This is a genomic window from Dietzia sp. Alg238-R159 (assembly GCF_900537145.1).
Classification (GTDB): domain Bacteria; phylum Actinomycetota; class Actinomycetes; order Mycobacteriales; family Mycobacteriaceae; genus Dietzia; species Dietzia kunjamensis.
Genome location: NZ_UNRI01000002.1, coordinates 335,094 through 351,627 on the forward strand (window position 1 = coordinate 335,094; position 16,534 = coordinate 351,627).

16 protein-coding genes are annotated in these 16,534 nt (G+C 71.2%); all 16 read right to left on the minus strand.

What is annotated here, in order from left to right:
- Positions 1-5: 5 nt before the first annotated feature.
- Positions 6-2,153 carry a ribonuclease J gene (locus G6R20_RS06315; protein WP_163375856.1) on the minus strand — a complete coding sequence of 716 codons (2,148 nt, stop codon included), beginning with the start codon at positions 2,151-2,153 and terminating at the stop codon, positions 6-8.
- Positions 2,150-3,109: a 4-hydroxy-tetrahydrodipicolinate synthase gene (dapA, locus tag G6R20_RS06320; RefSeq protein WP_163375857.1), complete on the minus strand. Its 960-nt coding sequence runs from the start codon at positions 3,107-3,109 to the stop codon at positions 2,150-2,152. The genes G6R20_RS06315 and dapA overlap by 4 nt, the downstream gene beginning before the upstream one ends.
- Positions 3,110-3,167: 58 nt before the next feature.
- Positions 3,168-3,920, minus strand: a complete 753-nt coding sequence (gene thyX / locus G6R20_RS06325) for an FAD-dependent thymidylate synthase (RefSeq protein ID WP_067717719.1) — start codon at positions 3,918-3,920, stop codon at positions 3,168-3,170.
- A gap of 32 nt (positions 3,921-3,952) precedes the next feature.
- A complete protein-coding gene (locus tag G6R20_RS06330; protein ID WP_069388843.1) occupies positions 3,953-4,405 on the minus strand; it encodes an NAD(P)H-dependent oxidoreductase in 453 nt (150 codons plus the stop codon).
- Positions 4,402-4,881, minus strand: a complete 480-nt coding sequence (locus tag G6R20_RS06335; RefSeq protein ID WP_096905350.1) for a hypothetical protein — start codon at positions 4,879-4,881, stop codon at positions 4,402-4,404. The genes G6R20_RS06330 and G6R20_RS06335 overlap by 4 nt, the downstream gene beginning before the upstream one ends.
- Before the next feature lie 10 nt (positions 4,882-4,891).
- Positions 4,892-5,641, minus strand: a complete 750-nt coding sequence (gene dapB / locus G6R20_RS06340) for a 4-hydroxy-tetrahydrodipicolinate reductase (RefSeq protein WP_119192158.1) — start codon at positions 5,639-5,641, stop codon at positions 4,892-4,894.
- A gap of 36 nt (positions 5,642-5,677) precedes the next feature.
- Positions 5,678-7,006 (minus strand): pitrilysin family protein, encoded by a 1,329-nt coding sequence (locus G6R20_RS06345; RefSeq protein WP_163375858.1) that lies wholly within the window; start codon positions 7,004-7,006, stop codon positions 5,678-5,680.
- 99 nt (positions 7,007-7,105) lie between these two features.
- Positions 7,106-9,373 carry a polyribonucleotide nucleotidyltransferase gene (locus G6R20_RS06350; protein ID WP_205475778.1) on the minus strand — a complete coding sequence of 756 codons (2,268 nt, stop codon included), beginning with the start codon at positions 9,371-9,373 and terminating at the stop codon, positions 7,106-7,108.
- Positions 9,374-9,746: 373 nt separating this feature from the next.
- Positions 9,747-10,016, minus strand: coding sequence for a 30S ribosomal protein S15 (gene rpsO / locus G6R20_RS06355; RefSeq protein ID WP_067717704.1), 270 nt, complete (start codon positions 10,014-10,016; stop codon positions 9,747-9,749).
- 112 nt (positions 10,017-10,128) lie between these two features.
- A complete protein-coding gene (locus tag G6R20_RS06360) occupies positions 10,129-11,133 on the minus strand; it encodes a bifunctional riboflavin kinase/FAD synthetase (RefSeq protein WP_163375860.1) in 1,005 nt (334 codons plus the stop codon).
- The gene (truB, locus tag G6R20_RS06365) at positions 11,130-12,041 is read right to left on the minus strand and encodes a tRNA pseudouridine(55) synthase TruB (protein WP_163375861.1); all 912 of its coding nucleotides are present in this window, start codon (positions 12,039-12,041) and stop codon (positions 11,130-11,132) included. Before truB ends, G6R20_RS06360 begins: the two co-directional genes overlap by 4 nt.
- Positions 12,038-12,757, minus strand: a complete 720-nt coding sequence (locus G6R20_RS06370) for a 4'-phosphopantetheinyl transferase superfamily protein (protein ID WP_163375862.1) — start codon at positions 12,755-12,757, stop codon at positions 12,038-12,040. Before G6R20_RS06370 ends, truB begins: the two co-directional genes overlap by 4 nt.
- Positions 12,754-13,695: a metallophosphoesterase gene (locus G6R20_RS06375; RefSeq protein WP_163375863.1), complete on the minus strand. Its 942-nt coding sequence runs from the start codon at positions 13,693-13,695 to the stop codon at positions 12,754-12,756. The genes G6R20_RS06370 and G6R20_RS06375 overlap by 4 nt, the downstream gene beginning before the upstream one ends.
- Positions 13,692-15,086, minus strand: coding sequence for an MATE family efflux transporter (locus tag G6R20_RS06380; protein WP_240341301.1), 1,395 nt, complete (start codon positions 15,084-15,086; stop codon positions 13,692-13,694). The genes G6R20_RS06375 and G6R20_RS06380 overlap by 4 nt, the downstream gene beginning before the upstream one ends.
- A complete protein-coding gene (locus tag G6R20_RS06385; RefSeq protein WP_163375865.1) occupies positions 15,070-16,050 on the minus strand; it encodes a bifunctional oligoribonuclease/PAP phosphatase NrnA in 981 nt (326 codons plus the stop codon). Before G6R20_RS06385 ends, G6R20_RS06380 begins: the two co-directional genes overlap by 17 nt.
- Complete coding sequence (gene rbfA / locus G6R20_RS06390) at positions 16,047-16,508, minus strand: 30S ribosome-binding factor RbfA (RefSeq protein WP_163375866.1); 462 nt, start codon at positions 16,506-16,508, stop codon at positions 16,047-16,049. Before rbfA ends, G6R20_RS06385 begins: the two co-directional genes overlap by 4 nt.
- Positions 16,509-16,534 lie beyond the last annotated feature (26 nt).

Sequence of the window (16,534 nt, forward strand, 5' to 3'; positions counted from 1 at the left end):
CGGACTCAGCCCTGCGCGACGGCGGAGGTGATGACCGTGGGCACGATCATCGGCTTGCGGCGCCACTTGTCCGACACCCACCGACCGACCACGCGTCGCACGGCCTGGGCGAGGCGGTACGGATCGGTCTCGCCCTCGCCGGCCAGGTCCCACAGGGCGTTCTCCACGAGTTCGACGACCGGGTCGAGTGCGCCGGGTTCGTCGGTGAAGCCCTTGCCGATGATCTGGGGCTTGCTCACCGGCCGGCCGGTACGCGGGTCCACCACGACTGTCGCGACGATGAAGCCGTCCTCGCCGAGCGCGGTGCGGTCCGCGAGGACCGTGTCGCCGACGTCGCCGGTGGACAGGCCGTCGACGTACAGGTTGCCGACCGGGATCTGACCGACCACGGACGCCTTGCCGTCCACGAGGTCGACCACGACGCCGTTCTGCGCGAGGACGACGTTCTCCTCCGGCACCCCGGTGGCGATCGCCAGGGCCTTGTTGGCGCGCAGGTGCCGCCACTCACCGTGGACCGGCATGGCGTTCTTCGGCCGTACGGCGTTGTAGACGAAGAGCAGCTCGCCCGCGTCCCCGTGGCCGGAGACGTGGATGTTGGCCTCGCGGCTGGTCACCACGTTCACACCCATCTGGGACAGGCTGTTCTGCACGCTGAAGACGGGCTCCTCGTTGCCCGGCACGATCGACGAGGAGAACAGCACGGTGTCGCCCTCGGAGAGGTTGATCTGCCGGTGCTCGCGGCGGGCCATCCGGGAGAGCCCCGCCATGGACTCACCCTGGGTCCCGGTCGTCATGACGACGACCTTCTCCGACGGGAGCTTGGCGGCCGTGTCCATGTCCACGATCACCTTGTTCGGATCGGTGAGCAGGCCCATCTCGAGGGCGATCTCCATGTTCCGGATCATCGACCGACCGGTGAGCGCGACCTTGCGACCGCTCGCGGCGGCGGCCGCGATGACGGACTGGACGCGGTAGACGTTGGAGGCGAAGCAGGCCACCACGACGAGCTGACGCGCGTCGGAGATGAGCCGCTGGAGCGCGGGACCGATCTCCGACTCCGAGCGACTGACCCCCGGAGTGGTGGCGTTGGTCGAATCCATCAGCAGCAGGTCGATGCCCTCGTCACCGAATCGCCCCATCTTGGGCAGGTCGGTGGGGCGCTTGTCCGTGGGCAGCTGGTCGAGCTTGATGTCGCCCGTCATCATCACCGACTGGCCACCGGCGCGGATGACCAGGCCGAGGCACTCGGGGATCGAGTGGTTGACGTCGAAGTAGCGCACCTCGAACTTGCCCAGGGTGCTCACGCTGGACTCGTCGACCTCGCGGAAGACCGGCTTGATGCGGTGCTCGCGGCACTTCGCGGCCACCAGCGCGAGCGTGAACCGCGATCCGATGACCGGGATGTCCGGGCGCAGCTTGAGCAGGAACGGGATCGCCCCGATGTGGTCCTCGTGGGCGTGGGTCAGCACGAGCGCCTCGACCTGGTCCAGGCGGTCCTCGATGTGGCCGAAGTCCGGGAGGATGAGGTCGACGCCGGGCTCGGTCGAGCTCGGGAAGAGGACGCCGCAGTCGACGATGAGCAGCTTCGAGTCGTACTCGAAGGTCATCATGTTGCGGCCGATCTCCGTGACGCCGCCGAGCGCCACCATGCGCAGCGCACCCTTGCGGGGCTTGGGTGGGCTGGGCAGGCGGACCGTCATGTCGCCGCCCTGCATGGTCTTCACACCACCGAACTCGGCGGTGGAGGTGTCGCCGCGACCGCGGCCGCGTCCGCTGCGACCACGACCGCCCTTCTGGCCGCCCGAGTTCTGGCCGCCGTTCTGGTCGCCGGTCGCGGGTCCGCCCTTGGCTCCCGAGGACGACCCCCTGCCCCGGCCACGCGATCCGCCCCTGGACGAATCCTTCTGGCCGCTGTCCTTCTGGCCGCTGTCCTTCGGGCCGTCGCCCTGCTGGTTCCTACCCTGCTGGGGCTGGTCCTGCCTACCCTTGGTCCGATCGGAGCGTCCCTGCCCCGCGTCTGCGGCGGGGGCGTCGGCTACCGAGGTGGGCTCGGTGAACTGCACGGCGGCCGTGGCCGCCGGCTCTCCCGAGGGCCGTCCTGCGGCACGTCGGGTGCGGCCGCGTCCGCGGCCGGTGGAGGTACTTTCCGTCATCTGGTGACTCCTGCTCTGTGCAGCAGCGCCGCGAGGGCGTCTCGCTGCTCGTCGGTTGGTGGTAACTGCGGGAGTCGCGGCACACCGGCCGGGACCCCGAGAAGTTCTAGTGCTGCTTTGGACATCGACACACCTCCGAGCGCCCGCTGGGCGTCGAAGAGAGGGAGGAGTCCGAGGTTGATACGTCGTGCCGTCTCGATGTCGCCACTCAGGTACGCACGGCGCAGGTCGACCAGCCGTGACGCGGCCACATGGCCGATCACACTGACGAACCCGGTCGCTCCGACGGCCAGCCACGGGAGGTTGAGTTGGTCGTCCCCCGAGTAGTAGACGAGGTCGCAGTGGGACATGACGGTGACGGCGTCGTGGAAGTCGCCCTTCGCGTCCTTGACCGCCACGATGTTCGGGTGGTCGGACAGACCGATCAGGGTGTCCGCCTGGATGGGGACCACCGATCTCGGCGGGATATCGTAGAGCATCACGGGCCGGTCGGTCGCGTCGGCGATCGTCCGGAAGTGGACGTCCAGACCTGCCTGGGTGGGCTTCGAGTAGTACGGCGTCACCACGAGCAGTCCGTGCGCCCCGGAGGCAGCGGCCTGCTTGGCCGCGTGCACCGAGTGCGCGGTGTCGTACGTACCGACACCCGCGACGATCGTCGCCCGGTCCCCCACTTCGGCGAGGACGGTCTCGAGGACCGCGATCTTCTCCGCGTCGGTGGTGGTGGGCGATTCCCCCGTGGTGCCGGAGACGACGAGACCGTCGCACCCCGAGTCCACGAGATGCCGCGCGACACGTGCGACGGCCTTCAGATCGACGTAACCGTCGGACCCGAACGGGGTCACCATCGCCGTGACGACCGTGCCGAACGGCGCAGGGCGCCCTGTATCGGCGGGGGCCCGGCCACGGTCGGTCGGCGATTGCCGACCGACAGGGCCCCCGGTGGTCACGTGTGTCATGGTCTCCCAGACTACCCGCAGTACCCGGCAGACCCCGATTCCCACCCTGGGGGCGTCGTCATCCCTCGAGAACGTAGGGGCTGACCGCGATCTCCGAGCCGTCCTCCAGCGTGGCGATCTCGAAGTCCGAGAACACCGCCGGCGCCGCCTCGCGGAGACGACGGAGTACGTCGATCGCCAGGCCCCGGATCTCGGTGTCGGCGTGCTCGGTGGCGCGCATCCCGATGAAGTGGCGCCACGAGCGGTAGTTCCCCGTCACGACGATCCGGGTCTCGGTGGCGTTCGGTAGCACGGAGCGGGCGGCCTGCCGGGCCTGCTTGTGCCGCAGCATGGGGTTGGGTACGTCCGCGAACCTGTCCTCGAGTTTCGCCAACATCTCCGCGTAGGCGTCACGGGAGGCGTCGGTCGCGCGCCGGAAGATCTCGACGAGCTCGGGATCGTCCGCTATCGCCGGTGGGGGCACCACCTTCGAGTCGTGCTCGGGGACGAAGCGCTGGGACAACTGGCTGTAGGAGAAGTGCCGGTGCCGGATCAGTTCGTGGGTGCACGAGCGGGAGATCCCGGTGATGTAGAACGACACACTCGCGTGCTCGAACACCGACAGGTGCCCGACCTCGAGGATGTGCCGTAGATACCCGGCGTTGGTCGCGGTGCGCGGATTCGGCTTCTCCCAGCTCTGGTAGCAGGCCCGCCCCGCGAACTCGGCCAGCGCCGATCCGCCCTCGGCGTCCGTCTCCCACTCGACCTCGTCGGGCGGGATGAACTCGGTGTGCGCGACCAGGCGGACCTGCCGCCGGACGAGCTCGGACATCGTGGGACTCCTTCGGTGATGTGCCCGGCGGTTCAGCCGAGCAGATGTGCGGCGACGGTGGCCGCGACCTCGGCGGCGGTGTCGAGATCCTGGCGTCCGGGTTCGCCGGTCAACCGGACTGCGGGGGCGACGGCCTGCAGTCCCCAGCCGGTGGCGATCCGTTCGACCGAGGTGACCGCTCCCGCGGTGTCGTTGTCCCCGTGCACGCACAGGGCGTACGGCCGGCCTGCCACCGCTCCTTCGCAGGTGTAGTAGGTGCGGTCGAAGAAATGCTTGAGCGCGCCGGACATGTACCCGAAATTGGCCGGGGTGAGCAGGACATAGCCGTCGGCACGCAGGACGTGGTCGTCGGTGGTGGCCAACGCGGGGACGGACTCGACCGCGATCCCTTCGAGTTCGGGATGGTCGAGACCGGTGACGAGTGCTTCGAGAATGCGTCGCAGGCGTGGTGACGGGGCGTGGTGCACGACCAGTACCGTGCTCATCCCAGCCCCTTCCCCGAGGTGAGTTCCGTCTCGCGCAGCCCGATGGCGGCCTTCATGACCTCCCGGGCGCGGACGCGGTCGCCGGCGTGGTCGTAGGCCCGCGCCAGCCGGTAGGTCGTCCGCCAGTCATCGGGGGCGGCCTGGTACTCGGCGCTGACCCGGTCGAACAGCGCGTCCGCCGCGTCATGCTGGAGCCGACCGGAGGGGCGTCGCTCCATGTCCGCGACATCGAGCTCGATCCCTTCCGCCGCGGCGGCGGCCGAGATCCTCTGGAGTTCGAGACCGTTGCGGACGATGGCCCAGGTTGCCCAGGCGCCGACGCCGGTGAGCAGGATGATCCCCGCCCCGAGCCCGCGCACGGCCAGATAGTCGGAGGCGCTGACCATCGACCAGCCGAGGTACAGCAGGTACCCGAAGGCCACGACCAGGCCCAGCGCCGTGAGGGCCATGACCAGGGGCTTGACGATGCGCTCCACGGCGGTGGTCCTAGAGGTCCATGAAGGAGTCGAGCCCGACGGTCAGGCCCGGGGCCCCGGCGATCGAGCGGACCCCCAGAAGCACCCCGGGCGCGAACGAGGTGCGGTCCAGCGAGTCGTGCCGGAGGGTGAGGGTCTCCCCCTGCGTCCCGAGCAGCACCTCTTGGTGGGCGACGAGGCCCGACAGTCGCACCGAGTGCACGCGGATCCCGTCGACGTCGGCGCCGCGGGCCCCGTCGAGTTCCGTGGACGTGGCATCGGGCGACGGCCCGAGCCCCGCCTCCCGGCGAGCCGCCGCCATCATGGCGGCGGTGCGGTGGGCCGTCCCCGACGGCGCGTCGGCCTTGTTGGGATGATGCAGCTCGACGATCTCGGCGGACGGGAAGTACTTCGCGGCCTGGACCGCGAACCGCATCATCAGAATGGCGCCGATGGCGAAGTTCGGCGCGACCAGTACACCGGTCCCGGGACTGTCCTCCAGCCACCCCCTGAGGGTGGCGAGACGGTCCTCGGTGAACCCGGTGGTGCCGACCACCGCGTGGATGCCGTTGGCCACGCAGTACTCGAGGTTGTCCATCACCACGTCCGGGTGGGTGAAGTCCACCACGACCTCGGCACCGGAGTCGACGAGCGCGTCCAGCGGATCGCCCTGGTCGACCTCCGCGACGAGTTCGAGGTCCTCCGCGTCACGGACGGCCTCACAGATCGCCGTCCCCACCTTGCCGCGTGCGCCGAGCACTCCGACCTTCGTCACCGTCATCGTCTCCTCACGTGGTCCTCGTCGAGCCCGTCCAGCCTATCCGCCGACGCGCCCGAGCAGTCCAGCCGCGCCGTCGCCGGGCATCCCGGGGCCGACCGCCGCCAGACACCACGGGGCGGACTCGTCGGTCCAGTAGGCGGCGACCTCGTCGCGGGTGACCCGACGGAGCCTGGCCACCGATTCGTCGACGGGGACCACCGTGTCGCGGTCCAGGAGGTGTCGACCGATCCGCGTCATGCGGGAGAGTGGATCGTCCAACCCGAGCCTGATCGACCCCGTGAGGTGGCCGATCGCCCGACCCACCTCGTCGGCGGCGGGCGGCGCGGCCAGCATCCCGGACACGACCTCGCCCACCTCGTCGCACAGTGCGTCCACCCGGTCGACCGGGGCGCCGGCCACCACCGTGAGCAGACCGGTCGGCCGGAACTGGTCCATCCCCGCGTAGACCGTGTATGCCAGACCGAGCTCCTCGCGGATGCGTTGGAACAACCGGGAGCTCAGGCCCCCGCCGAGAACCGCGGTGCCGACCTGCGCCGCGGCCCGGTCCCGGTGATCACGGGCCGGGGTTCTGCGGGCGAGGGCGATCAACGCCTGTTCGGAGTCGTCGTCCTCACCGGTGAGCACGGACGTCGCCGCCCACCCGGGGACCCCCGCGCCCGGTCCGGTGTCGCCACCGCCGGTCGCGGTCCCGAGATCGGCGCCGTCCCGCCACGTTCCGTGGCGGGAGACCGCCGCCGCCAGTGGCCCGGCGGCGATCCGGCGCACGAGGGCGTCGTGGTCGAGACGCCCGGCCGCCGCGACAACGACGTCGCCGGCACCGAGCATGCGTCGGTGGAATGCCCGTAGGGTCTCGGCGTCCAGTGCTTCCACCGACTCCTCGGTCCCGATGATCGGGCGGGCGAGCGGGTCGCTACCGAGGGCCGCGGTGGCGACCAGTTCGCAGGCGAGGTCCTCCGGGTCGTCCGCACGGCCGGCGAGCTCGTCGAGCACGACGTCACGCTCGATCTCGACGTCGGCGGGGTCACAGGACCCGTTGGCGACGACGTCCACCAGGACGTCCACCGCGGTGTCCAGCCCCTCGGCGGGGACGTGGACGTGATAGCAGGTGTGCTCGCGTCCCGTGAAGGCGTTGAGGTCACCACCCAGCAGGTCGATACGCTGGGACAACTCCAGACCGGACGCCGAGCTGGTGCGCTTGAACAGGACGTGCTCCAGGAAGTGCGCGGCGCCGTGTTCCCCGGGGCCCTCGTCCGCGGATCCGGACCCTATCCAGACACCGACCGCCGCGGTGTGGCACCACGGTAGGTCCTCGGTCACCACACGCACGCCCGGGATCGACCGGTCCACGCGGATCGTCGGGTTCACGGTCCTTCCCTTCTGTCGACGAACGAGGCACGCACCCCGCGCGCGGGGTGCGTGCCTCGTGGGGTGCCGGGCGCCGTGGGGGGGCGGACCGGCGGGGTCTCAGTCGTCGGTACCGGAGTCCGCGTCGGCTCCGCCGTCCGAGTCGTCACCGACCGGGACGAGACTGATCTTGCCGCGGTTGTCGATGTCGGCGATCTCGACCTGCATCTTGTCGCCGACGTTGACCACGTCCTCGACCTTGCCGACGCGCTTGCCCTGGCCCAGCTTGGAGATGTGGACCAGACCGTCGCGGCCCGGCAGCAGCGAGAGGAAGGCGCCGAACGGGGCGGTCTTCACGACCGTACCGAGGAAGCGCTCCCCGACCTTGGGCAGCTGCGGGTTGGCGATGGCGTTGATCTTGTCGATCGCGGCCTGGGCCGACTCGCCGTCCGTGGCCCCGATGTACACGGTGCCGTCGTCCTCGATCGAGACGGACGCGCCGGTCTCCTCGGTGATCGAGTTGATCATCTTGCCCTTGGGCCCGATGACCTCGCCGATCTTGTCGACCGGGACCTTGATCGCGATGATGCGGGGCGCGAACGGGCTGAGCTCGTCGGGCTCGTCGATCGCCTCGGCCATCACGTCGAGGATGGTGAGCCGGGCCTCGCGGGCCTGGGTCAGCGCGCCGGCCAGCACCTCGGACGGGATGCCGTCGAGCTTGGTGTCGAGCTGGAGCGCGGTGACGAACATGCCCGTGCCGGCGACCTTGAAGTCCATGTCGCCGAAGGCGTCCTCGGCCCCGAGGATGTCCGTCAGCGCGACAAAACGTCGTTCCGACTCACCGGCCTCGTTCGTGATCTCGTCGGAGACCAGGCCCATCGCGATACCCGCGACGGGGGCCTTGAGCGGCACACCCGCGTTGAGCAGCGACAGCGTCGAGGCGCAGACGGAGCCCATGGAGGTGGAGCCGTTGGAGCTGAGCGCCTCGGAGACCTGGCGGATCGCGTAGGGGAACTCCTCGACGCTCGGCAGGACCGGCATGAGCGCGCGCTCGGCGAGCGCGCCGTGGCCGATCTCGCGACGCTTGGGCGACCCCACGCGACCGGTCTCACCGGTGGAGTACGGCGGGAAGTTGTAGTGGTGCATGTAGCGCTTGCTGGTCTCGGGCCCGAGCGAGTCGATCTGCTGGGCCATCTTGACCATGTCGAGCGTGGTCACGCCGAGGATCTGGGTCTCACCGCGCTCGAACAGCGCCGAGCCGTGGGCGCGCGGGATGACCTCGACCTCGGCGGACAGCGCGCGGATGTCCCGCGTGCCCCGGCCGTCGATCCGGAAGTGGTCGGTGAGGATGCGCTGGCGCACGACCTTCTTGGTCAGCGACTTGAACGCGGCCCCCACCTGGCCGAGGCGGTCGGAGAACCGCTCGGTGAGCTGCTCGAGGACGGCCGCCTTGAGCTCGTCGGTCGCGACGTCGCGATCCTGCTTGTCGGCGATCTGCATGATCTCGGCGAGCTTGGTCTCGGCGATCTCGGCGACGGCGGCGTAGACGTCATCGGCGTACGGCGGGAACAGCGGGAACTCCCGCGGCGTGCCGGGCGCGGCGTCGGCCAGCGCCTGCTGTGCGGCGCACAGCTCGGCGATGAACGGCTTGGCGGCCTCGAGGCCCCGGGCCACGACGTCCTCGGTGGGGGCCTGCGCGCCGCCGGCGACCTTCTCGATCACGTCGTCGGTGGCCTCGGCCTCGACCATCATGATCGCGACATCGGCGGTGTCACCGGAGCCGACGACGCGGCCGGCGACGACCATGTCGAACACGGCGTCGTCGAGCTGCTCGACGGTCGGGAAGGCGACCCACTGGCCGGCCGGGTCGGCGGCCGTCGGGATGAGCGCGACGCGCACGCCGCCGACCGGGCCCGAGAAGGGCAGGCCGGACAGCTGGGTGGAGGCGGACGCGGCGTTGATGGCCACCACGTCGTACAGGTCCTTGGGGTCGAGGCTCATGACTGTCACGACGACCTGGACCTCGTTGCGGACCCCGTCCGCGAAGGTGGGGCGGAGCGGCCGGTCGATGAGCCGGCAGGTGAGGATGGCGTCCGTGCTGGGACGCCCCTCGCGGCGGAAGAACGAACCGGGGATCCGTCCCGCGGCGTACATCCGCTCCTCGACGTCCACCGTCAGGGGGAAGAAGTCGAAGTGCTCCTTGGGGTGCTTGCCCGCCGTGGTGGCGGACAGCAGCATGGTGTCGTCGTCGAGGTAGGCGACGACCGCACCGGCGGCCTGCTTGGCCAGCCGGCCGGTCTCGAAGCGGAGCTCGCGGCGACCGAAGTCGCCGTTGTCGATGGTCGCGACGGTCTCGAAGACCCCGTCTTCGACCTCGACGGCCGTGATCTGTGGCATGTGTTTCCTGTCGTGTCGGGTGCATGGGCCGCACGGCGGAATCGTCCCGCCGGGGCCACCGGGCGTCACGTCAGGGGGTCCCGGTTCGACCTCGGTCTTCGATCGAAGCGGCCGGAACGCGTGCCACGGATGCTGATGCTCCCGGGCGTCGGGTTCCGGCGGCCACTACCGAGGACCGTCAATCGGACCTGTCGACCACCCCGGCACGTGTGCACCGGCTCCACCGAGGCTATCAGGGAAAACCGTCCGGGTCACCGGGCGCGCGCGGGTGACGCCCCCGACACCCGGCGGCCCGGTTCGCGGAAATGCACCGACCCCGCCCGGATGGACCGGGCGGGGTCGGTGACGCGGTCGTCGTCGTGCGTCAGCGACGCAGGCCGAGACGCTCGATCAGCGAGCGGTAGCGCGCGATGTCGGTCTTGGCGATGTACTTGAGCAGACGACGCCGACGGCCGACCATGAGGAGCAGGCCGCGCCGCGAGTGGTGGTCGTGCTGGTGGGTCTTGAGGTGCTCGGTGAGCTGGGAGATTCGCTTGGTGAGCATGGCGATCTGGGCCTCGGGCGAGCCGGTGTCGGTCTCGTGGAGGCCGTACTCGGCCAGGACGGCCTTCTTGTCTTCGGTGCTCAGCGCCATGGTGACTCCTGGTTGTTCCAGTCCGCGTGAATGTTGGGCCCCGCCGCCGCGGACCACAGGAGGGCCGACGCGAGACGTTACCAGTCCGCGGACGTGTCGGCCCAATCCGAGGTCACGGTCGGTCGGCGTCCGCACCGAGCACGGTCCGGGTCGTGGTGACGTCGCGGTCCATGGCCACGAGCAGCTCGTCGACGGAGGCGAACTTGACCATGTCGCGGACGTGGTCGACGAAGTCGACCGCCGCCAGGCGTCCGTACAGGTCGGCCGACTCGTCCAGGACGAACGCCTCGACGCTGCGGGCGGAGTCCCCGAACGTCGGGTTGGTGCCGACGGAGATCGCGGACGGGTAGCGCCGTCCCGGGAGGATCGTGCCGTCGACGGGGCCGTCGTCGAGCACGGTGAACCACCCGGCGTACACGCCGTCGACGGGCACGGCGGTGTACTCGGGAAGGTCGAGGTTGGCGGTGGGGTAACCCAGGTCCCGCCCCCCGCGCCCGGCACCGTGGATCACGACGCCCGAGACCCGGTGCGGTCGGCCGAGGACCTCGGCGGCGCCGGCCACGTCGGCCTCGGACAGCAACCGGCGGATACGGCTGGAGGAGACGGTCTCTCCCCCGGCCTCGAGCAGGTCGACGATCTCGCAGACGATGCCGCGTTCGGCGCACAGATCGCGCAGGGTCTCCGTGGTACCTGCCGCGCGTCGACCGAACGTGAAGTTCCGCCCCACGGTGACCGCGCGGGTCCGTAGGCCGCGGACGAGGACCCGGTCCACGAACTCGTCGGGCTCCCACGACGCCATCTCGCGGTCGAACGGCAACGCGAACACGGCGTCGATCCCGAACCCGCCCGCGAGTTCGGCACGCCGCTCCAGGGGGGTGAGGACCGACGGGTGGGTCCCCGGCCTGACGACCTCGACGGGGTGGGGGTCGAACGTCACGAGGACGGGACTCGCGCCCAGGTCCCGGCCGTGGCCGACGGCGCGGTCCACCAGGCTCCGATGACCCCGGTGGAGCCCGTCGAACACGCCGAGGGCGACGGAGGTCCCGCCGTCGGGGATCACGATCTCGTCGAACGTCCGCCACAATTGCACGGCGACCACCTTACGCGCGGCGTTCACAGGCCCGCCGGGCGCATGACCACGACCGGAGCGGCACGCCGCCCCGATTCCGAGACCAGCGCCGCGACCCGGCCGTCCGGCCCGACGGCGGCGACGACCCCGGCGTCACCGCGGGCCTCGAGCCATCGGCCGTGGCGCAGTCCCTCCGCCTCGTCGGCGTCGATGTCGCGTCGGGGGAACGCGGTCAGTGCGGCGGCGTCGAGGTCCAGCGACAGCGTCGGATCGGTCTCCAGCTGGTCGAGGGTCCGTGCCACGTCGAGACCGAACGGCCCGACGTGGGTGCGGCGCAGCGCCGTGAGGTGACCGCCGACCTCGAGTGCGGAGCCGAGGTCCCGGGCGAGCGCGCGGATGTAGGTTCCGGTGGAGCAGTCGACGACGACGACGAGGTCGACCACCGCGCCGGAGCGGGTCCGCTCGAGCACGTCGAACCGGGAGACGGTGACCCGCCGTGGCCGGAGCTCGACCTCCTCCCCCGCCCGCACGCGGTCGTAGGCCCGCCTCCCGTCCACCTTGATCGCGCTCACCGCGGACGGGACCTGGTCGATCTCCCCGGTCAGGGCCGCGACGGCCGCGTCGATCGCCTCGTCGGTCACGGCGGAGGCGTCGGTGGTCGAGGTGGTCTCCCCCTCGGCGTCGTCCGTGGTCGTGGTCTGGCCGAGACGGATGGTGGCCTCGTAGGACTTGGTCTCCAGTGCCAGCAGTCCGAGCATCTTGGTGGCGCGTTCGATGCCCACGACGAGCACCCCGGTGGCCATCGGGTCGAGCGTTCCGGCGTGGCCGACCTTGCGGGTAGCGAAGTAGCGCCGGAGCCGTCCGACGACGTCGTGGCTGCTCATCCCCCCCGGCTTGTCGACGACCACCAGGCCGGGGTCGGGAGCGGGGCGGGGGTCGGGTCTGCGCGGCGTCACGGGCCCACGCTATCGACCCCGGCGGGTCGCAGCACGATCGCCGAGGCCACATACCCGTCCCGGACGGCCCAGCGGCCCCGGAACTCGACCAGATCGGGCCCCCCGTCCACGGCATGGCCGTCGATGAGGATCCGCGATCGCAGCGTGCCGGTGACCACCTCGTCGTCGTCGCCGTCCGGGACCAGGGTGATGTGTGCGTCACCGAACCCCAACCACCGGTGGGTGAGCGGGAACCACGCCTTGTACGTGGCCTCCTTCGCCGTGAACAGCAGCGCATCCCAGGCGATGTCCGCGACCTCGGCGCGGGCCGCACGCACCCACGCCGCCTCATCGGGCAGGGAAACGGCCTCGAGGACGCCCGCGGCCAGCGGTGCGTGTCGTTCCACGTCCAGCCCGAGCGACCGGACGCGGGCGGTCGGCGCCAGCGCGGCGGCCCGCAGGCCCTCCGTGTGCGTGAGCGTGCCCACCAGGCCCGGCGGCCACACCGGCATGCCCCGACCCCCGCGAAGGACGGGGCCGACGGGGACGCCGAGCCTCGACATGGCCTCCCGGGCACACGCACGCGCGCCCGCGAAGTCGATCCGCCGCCGCTCGACGGCGGCCCCGATCTGCTCGACCTCCACCGGGTACAGCGACGCCAACAGCGCCGCGTCGTCCAGGCCCAGCTCGGCGTCGGTCACCCCCACCACATCGGGCGGGAACAGGTCGTCGATCACCGCCCGTCCTCCAGGTAGGGGCCGGGGTCACCGGGACGGGCGATCCTCGGCAGCCCACCCTCGTCGCGGATCCACCGGACCTGCGGACCGTCCGGTGCCGGGAGGATCTGACGGGTGAGCGGATCGGGCCGCCCACGCCCGTTCCACTCCCTCGGGTATCCCAGGGAGACCTCCTCGAAGCGCACGCCGTCGTGGACCGTGGTGCGCGGGATGTGCAGGTGCCCGTAGACGGCCGCGGTGGCGCGGTACCGGCGGTGCCAGTCGGCGGTCTGATCGGTCCCGCACCACAGCGCGAAGTCCGGGTGCCGCAGGACCCGGGTGGGGTCCCGCAGCAGCGGCCAGTGGTTGACGAGCACCGTCTGGTGCGCGGGATCGAGGCGGGCCAGCCGCGTCGTCGTGCCCACGAGACGTTCCCGACACCAGGCGACCGCGTCACCGTAGGGGGCGGGGTCGATGAGGAACTCGTCCGAGGCCACGACGCGACGCTCCCGTGCACCGGCCAGGGCCTCCGACCGCGACTGCCCCACGACGGGCCTCCAGCTGTAGTCGTAGAACAGGAACATCGGCACCACCCACGCGGGCCCGCCCGGTCCGGTCCACAGGGGGTACTCGTCCTCCGGGGTGTCGACCCCGATGGCCCGGCACGCCTCCACCAGCCGGTCGTACTTGGTGGTGGACGTCATCCCCGCGTCGTCGCGGCCGATCCACAGCTCGTGGTTGCCGGGCGCCCAGATCACCCGTTCGAAACGCGCCGCCAGTCGCTCGAGCGCGTCCACGACGTGGTCGACCTTTTCCGCGACGTCACCGGCGACGATGAGCCAGTCCCCCGGGTGCGCGGGGTGGATCTCGTCCACGACGTCCGCGTTGCCCCGGTGTCCCACGTGCAGGTCGGACACCGCGCGCAGGCTCGGTTGCACGCCCGTCGCCCCGTCGGTCATCCGTCCACCTCCTGCAGGGCCCGTGAGCCCGGCGTCTGCGCCCCCAGCACCATCCACCGGTCGCCGCGCACCCGGGCCACCACGGCGATCAGTCGGAGACCGACGAACACACCCATCCCGACCCAGATCCCCGGCAGCCCCCACCCGAGGTACCGGGTGACGAGAAGCACGGGCAGGAATCCCAGCAGCGCCGCGACAACGGTGCTGGTGCGCAGGTACGCCGCGTCACCGGCGCCCAGCAGCACACCGTCGAGACCGAACACCACCGCTGCCGGGATCACCACCACCGCCATCCCGATCAGGGCGACGACCAGTCGGTCGGCCACCCCGGGATCCCCGGACAACAGTGCTGCCAGGGGTGCTCTGAACACGGCCGTCAGCAGGGCGAGCCCCGCTCCCAGGCCCAGTGACCACACCACCACCGCTCGTGCCAGCGCCCGGCCGTGGGCGGCGAGTCCGGCCCCGAGCGCGGCGCCTACCAGCGACTGGGCCGCGATCGCGACCGAGTCCAACACGAGCGAGTACAGCGCCCACAATTGCTGTGCGAGGTGGTGCGCCGCGAGCGAGTCGACCCCGGCGGCGGCTGCCGCAGAGGTGGCGACGGCGAAGGTGATCTGGAACGACGCGGTACGGATGATCAGGTCCACGCCCATGCGGAGCTGGCTGACGATCACGGAGCGGCGTGGCCGAAGCGACCCCGGGCGCTCGAGGACGAGCGCCACGAGGAAACCGGCGGCCATGAGCAGTTGGCCCGCGAGGTTCGCCCAGGCACTCCCGACCAACCCCAACGCCGGCGCCGGCCCCAGACCGGGGACCAGCACCACGCACCCGGCGGTCGACACGCCGATGCCCACACCGACGAGCACGAGCGGGGTGCGCAGGCGCTGGACGCCCCGCATCCAGCCATGACCCGCCGACGCCACGAGGATGCACGGGATGCCCCACACGGCGACCCCGAGCCACTCGGCCGCCCCGGCGGCCACGTCCGCGTCCGCGGCGAGCACCCGGGTGATCGGGCCCCGCAACGCCAGTACGACGGCCACCACCAACGCGCCGACGGCGACGGCGATCCACGTCGCCTGCACCCCCTCGGCCACGGCGTCGCCGCGGCGGCCCGCCCCGTGCAACCGCGCCGATCGCGCGGTGGTCCCGTAGGACAGGAAGTTCATCTGGGTGCCCAGTACCAGGAGGACGAGGGCTCCCACGCCGAGCGCGGCCAGGTCCTCCGGTCCCTGGCGACCGACGATGATCCCGTCGACCAGGAGATAGACGGGCTCGGCGGACAACACGGGCAGGACGGGCAGCGCGATCGACCAGAGTCGGCGTCCGATCGCTCCCAGACCGACAGCCGGATCGGGCCCGGTGTGCGTCACGTCAGCCGAGGAGTTCACGGAGCCTCGAGCTGATGGTCTCCACATCACCGCGCATCGTGCAGCCGGCGGCCGACGGATGACCGCCGCCCCCGAGCTCTGTCGCGATGGCCGAGACGTCCACGACGTCTGCGCCCGGGCCACCGGGACGCGAGCGGAGGGAGACGGCCCACTCGCCGGGGAGATACTCCTTCAACAGCACCGCCACCCGGGCCTCCCGGACGCCGCGGAGATGCGAGACGAGGGACTCCACGTCGTCCTCGTCCGCTGCCGAGATCACCTCGTACGGGACGGCCAGCCACACCGATCCGCGCCCGCCCACCGCGTCGGCTTCCAGACGCACCGTCGTCAACAGCCCGCCCAGCACCCGCAGCCAGGCAAACGAGTGCGCGTCGAGCAGGGCATGTGTGAGTTCGGTGGACTCCGCGCCCGCGGCCAGCAGTCGTCGGGCGGTCTCGTGCGAGTCCGCGCCGCCCCAACGGAAGGATCCGGTGTCGGTGACGAGCCCGGCGTAGAGGCTCGTGGCCGTCACGGCGTCCACGGGGAACCCGCCGGCGTCGAGCACGTCCAGGACGAGCGACGCCGTGGACGCGGCGTCCGGGTCCAGCAGCATGTGGGAACCGAATCCCGGATTGGACCGGTGGTGGTCGACGACGAGGACCTCTGATGCCGCGTCGGCGAGCCGGTCCCACCGGCCCACCCGGTCCGGGCTCGCGCAGTCCAACGTCACGACGAGACCCCGATGGGCGGGGACCTGCGCGAGGGGCACCACCCGGTCGGTACCCGGGATGGCCCCCATCGCCTGCGGGACGAGGCCGGGATCGAACGAGTTGTGGACGGTTACGCCCCGCGCACGCAACGCGCGGGCGAGACCGGAGGAGCTACCCAGTGCATCCGCGTCCGGGCGGACGTGGCACAGCACGGTCACCTCGCGGTGACGGGCCAACACGTCCGCCGCGCCGGCGGCGTCCACCGGTTCGGTCACCGATCGTCGTCCTCCGGCCGATCCGCCTCCTCCGGCTTGCGGTAGGGGTCCTCGTCGCCCGCCGGGCGGGCCCCCTCGGCCACGCGCCGGACCTGTTCGTCCTGCGCCCGGGCCTTGGCGAGCAGCTCTTCCATCTGGCGCGCCGCGTCCGGGACCGAGTCCAGCACGAAGGTCAACTCCGGGGTGAACTTCACCCCGGTCTGTTTACCGACCATCGTGCGCAGGCGGCCCCGGGCGGCGGTCAACGCCGCCTCCGCGGCCTCGTGGTCCGGCTCCTCGTCGAGGGTCACGCCACGAACCGTGTAATACAGGGTCGCCACCCGCAGATCCGCGGTGATCCTCGAATCGGTGATCGTGACGAACTCCAGGCGTGGGTCCTTGATCTCGTGCTCGATAGCCGTCGCGACGATCTCGCCGATCCGCTTACCGAGCCGTCCCGCGCGTCCCCTACCGGTCATGGCGATCCTCCTTGACATGGTGCGAC

Excerpts from the sequence above, each read along its gene's own strand:
- G6R20_RS06315 (WP_163375856.1), bottom strand. The coding sequence starts at position 2,153 with ATGACGGAAAGTACCTCCACCGGCCGCGGACGCGGCCGCACCCGACGT.
- dapA (WP_163375857.1), bottom strand. The coding sequence starts at position 3,109 with ATGACACACGTGACCACCGGGGGCCCTGTCGGTCGGCAATCGCCGACC.
- thyX (WP_067717719.1), bottom strand. The coding sequence starts at position 3,920 with ATGTCCGAGCTCGTCCGGCGGCAGGTCCGCCTGGTCGCGCACACCGAG.
- G6R20_RS06330 (WP_069388843.1), bottom strand. The coding sequence starts at position 4,405 with ATGAGCACGGTACTGGTCGTGCACCACGCCCCGTCACCACGCCTGCGA.
- dapB (WP_119192158.1), bottom strand. The coding sequence starts at position 5,641 with ATGACGGTGACGAAGGTCGGAGTGCTCGGCGCACGCGGCAAGGTGGGG.
- rpsO (WP_067717704.1), bottom strand. The coding sequence starts at position 10,016 with ATGGCGCTGAGCACCGAAGACAAGAAGGCCGTCCTGGCCGAGTACGGC.
- G6R20_RS06375 (WP_163375863.1), bottom strand. The coding sequence starts at position 13,695 with ATGACCGACGGGGCGACGGGCGTGCAACCGAGCCTGCGCGCGGTGTCC.
- rbfA (WP_163375866.1), bottom strand. The coding sequence starts at position 16,508 with ATGACCGGTAGGGGACGCGCGGGACGGCTCGGTAAGCGGATCGGCGAG.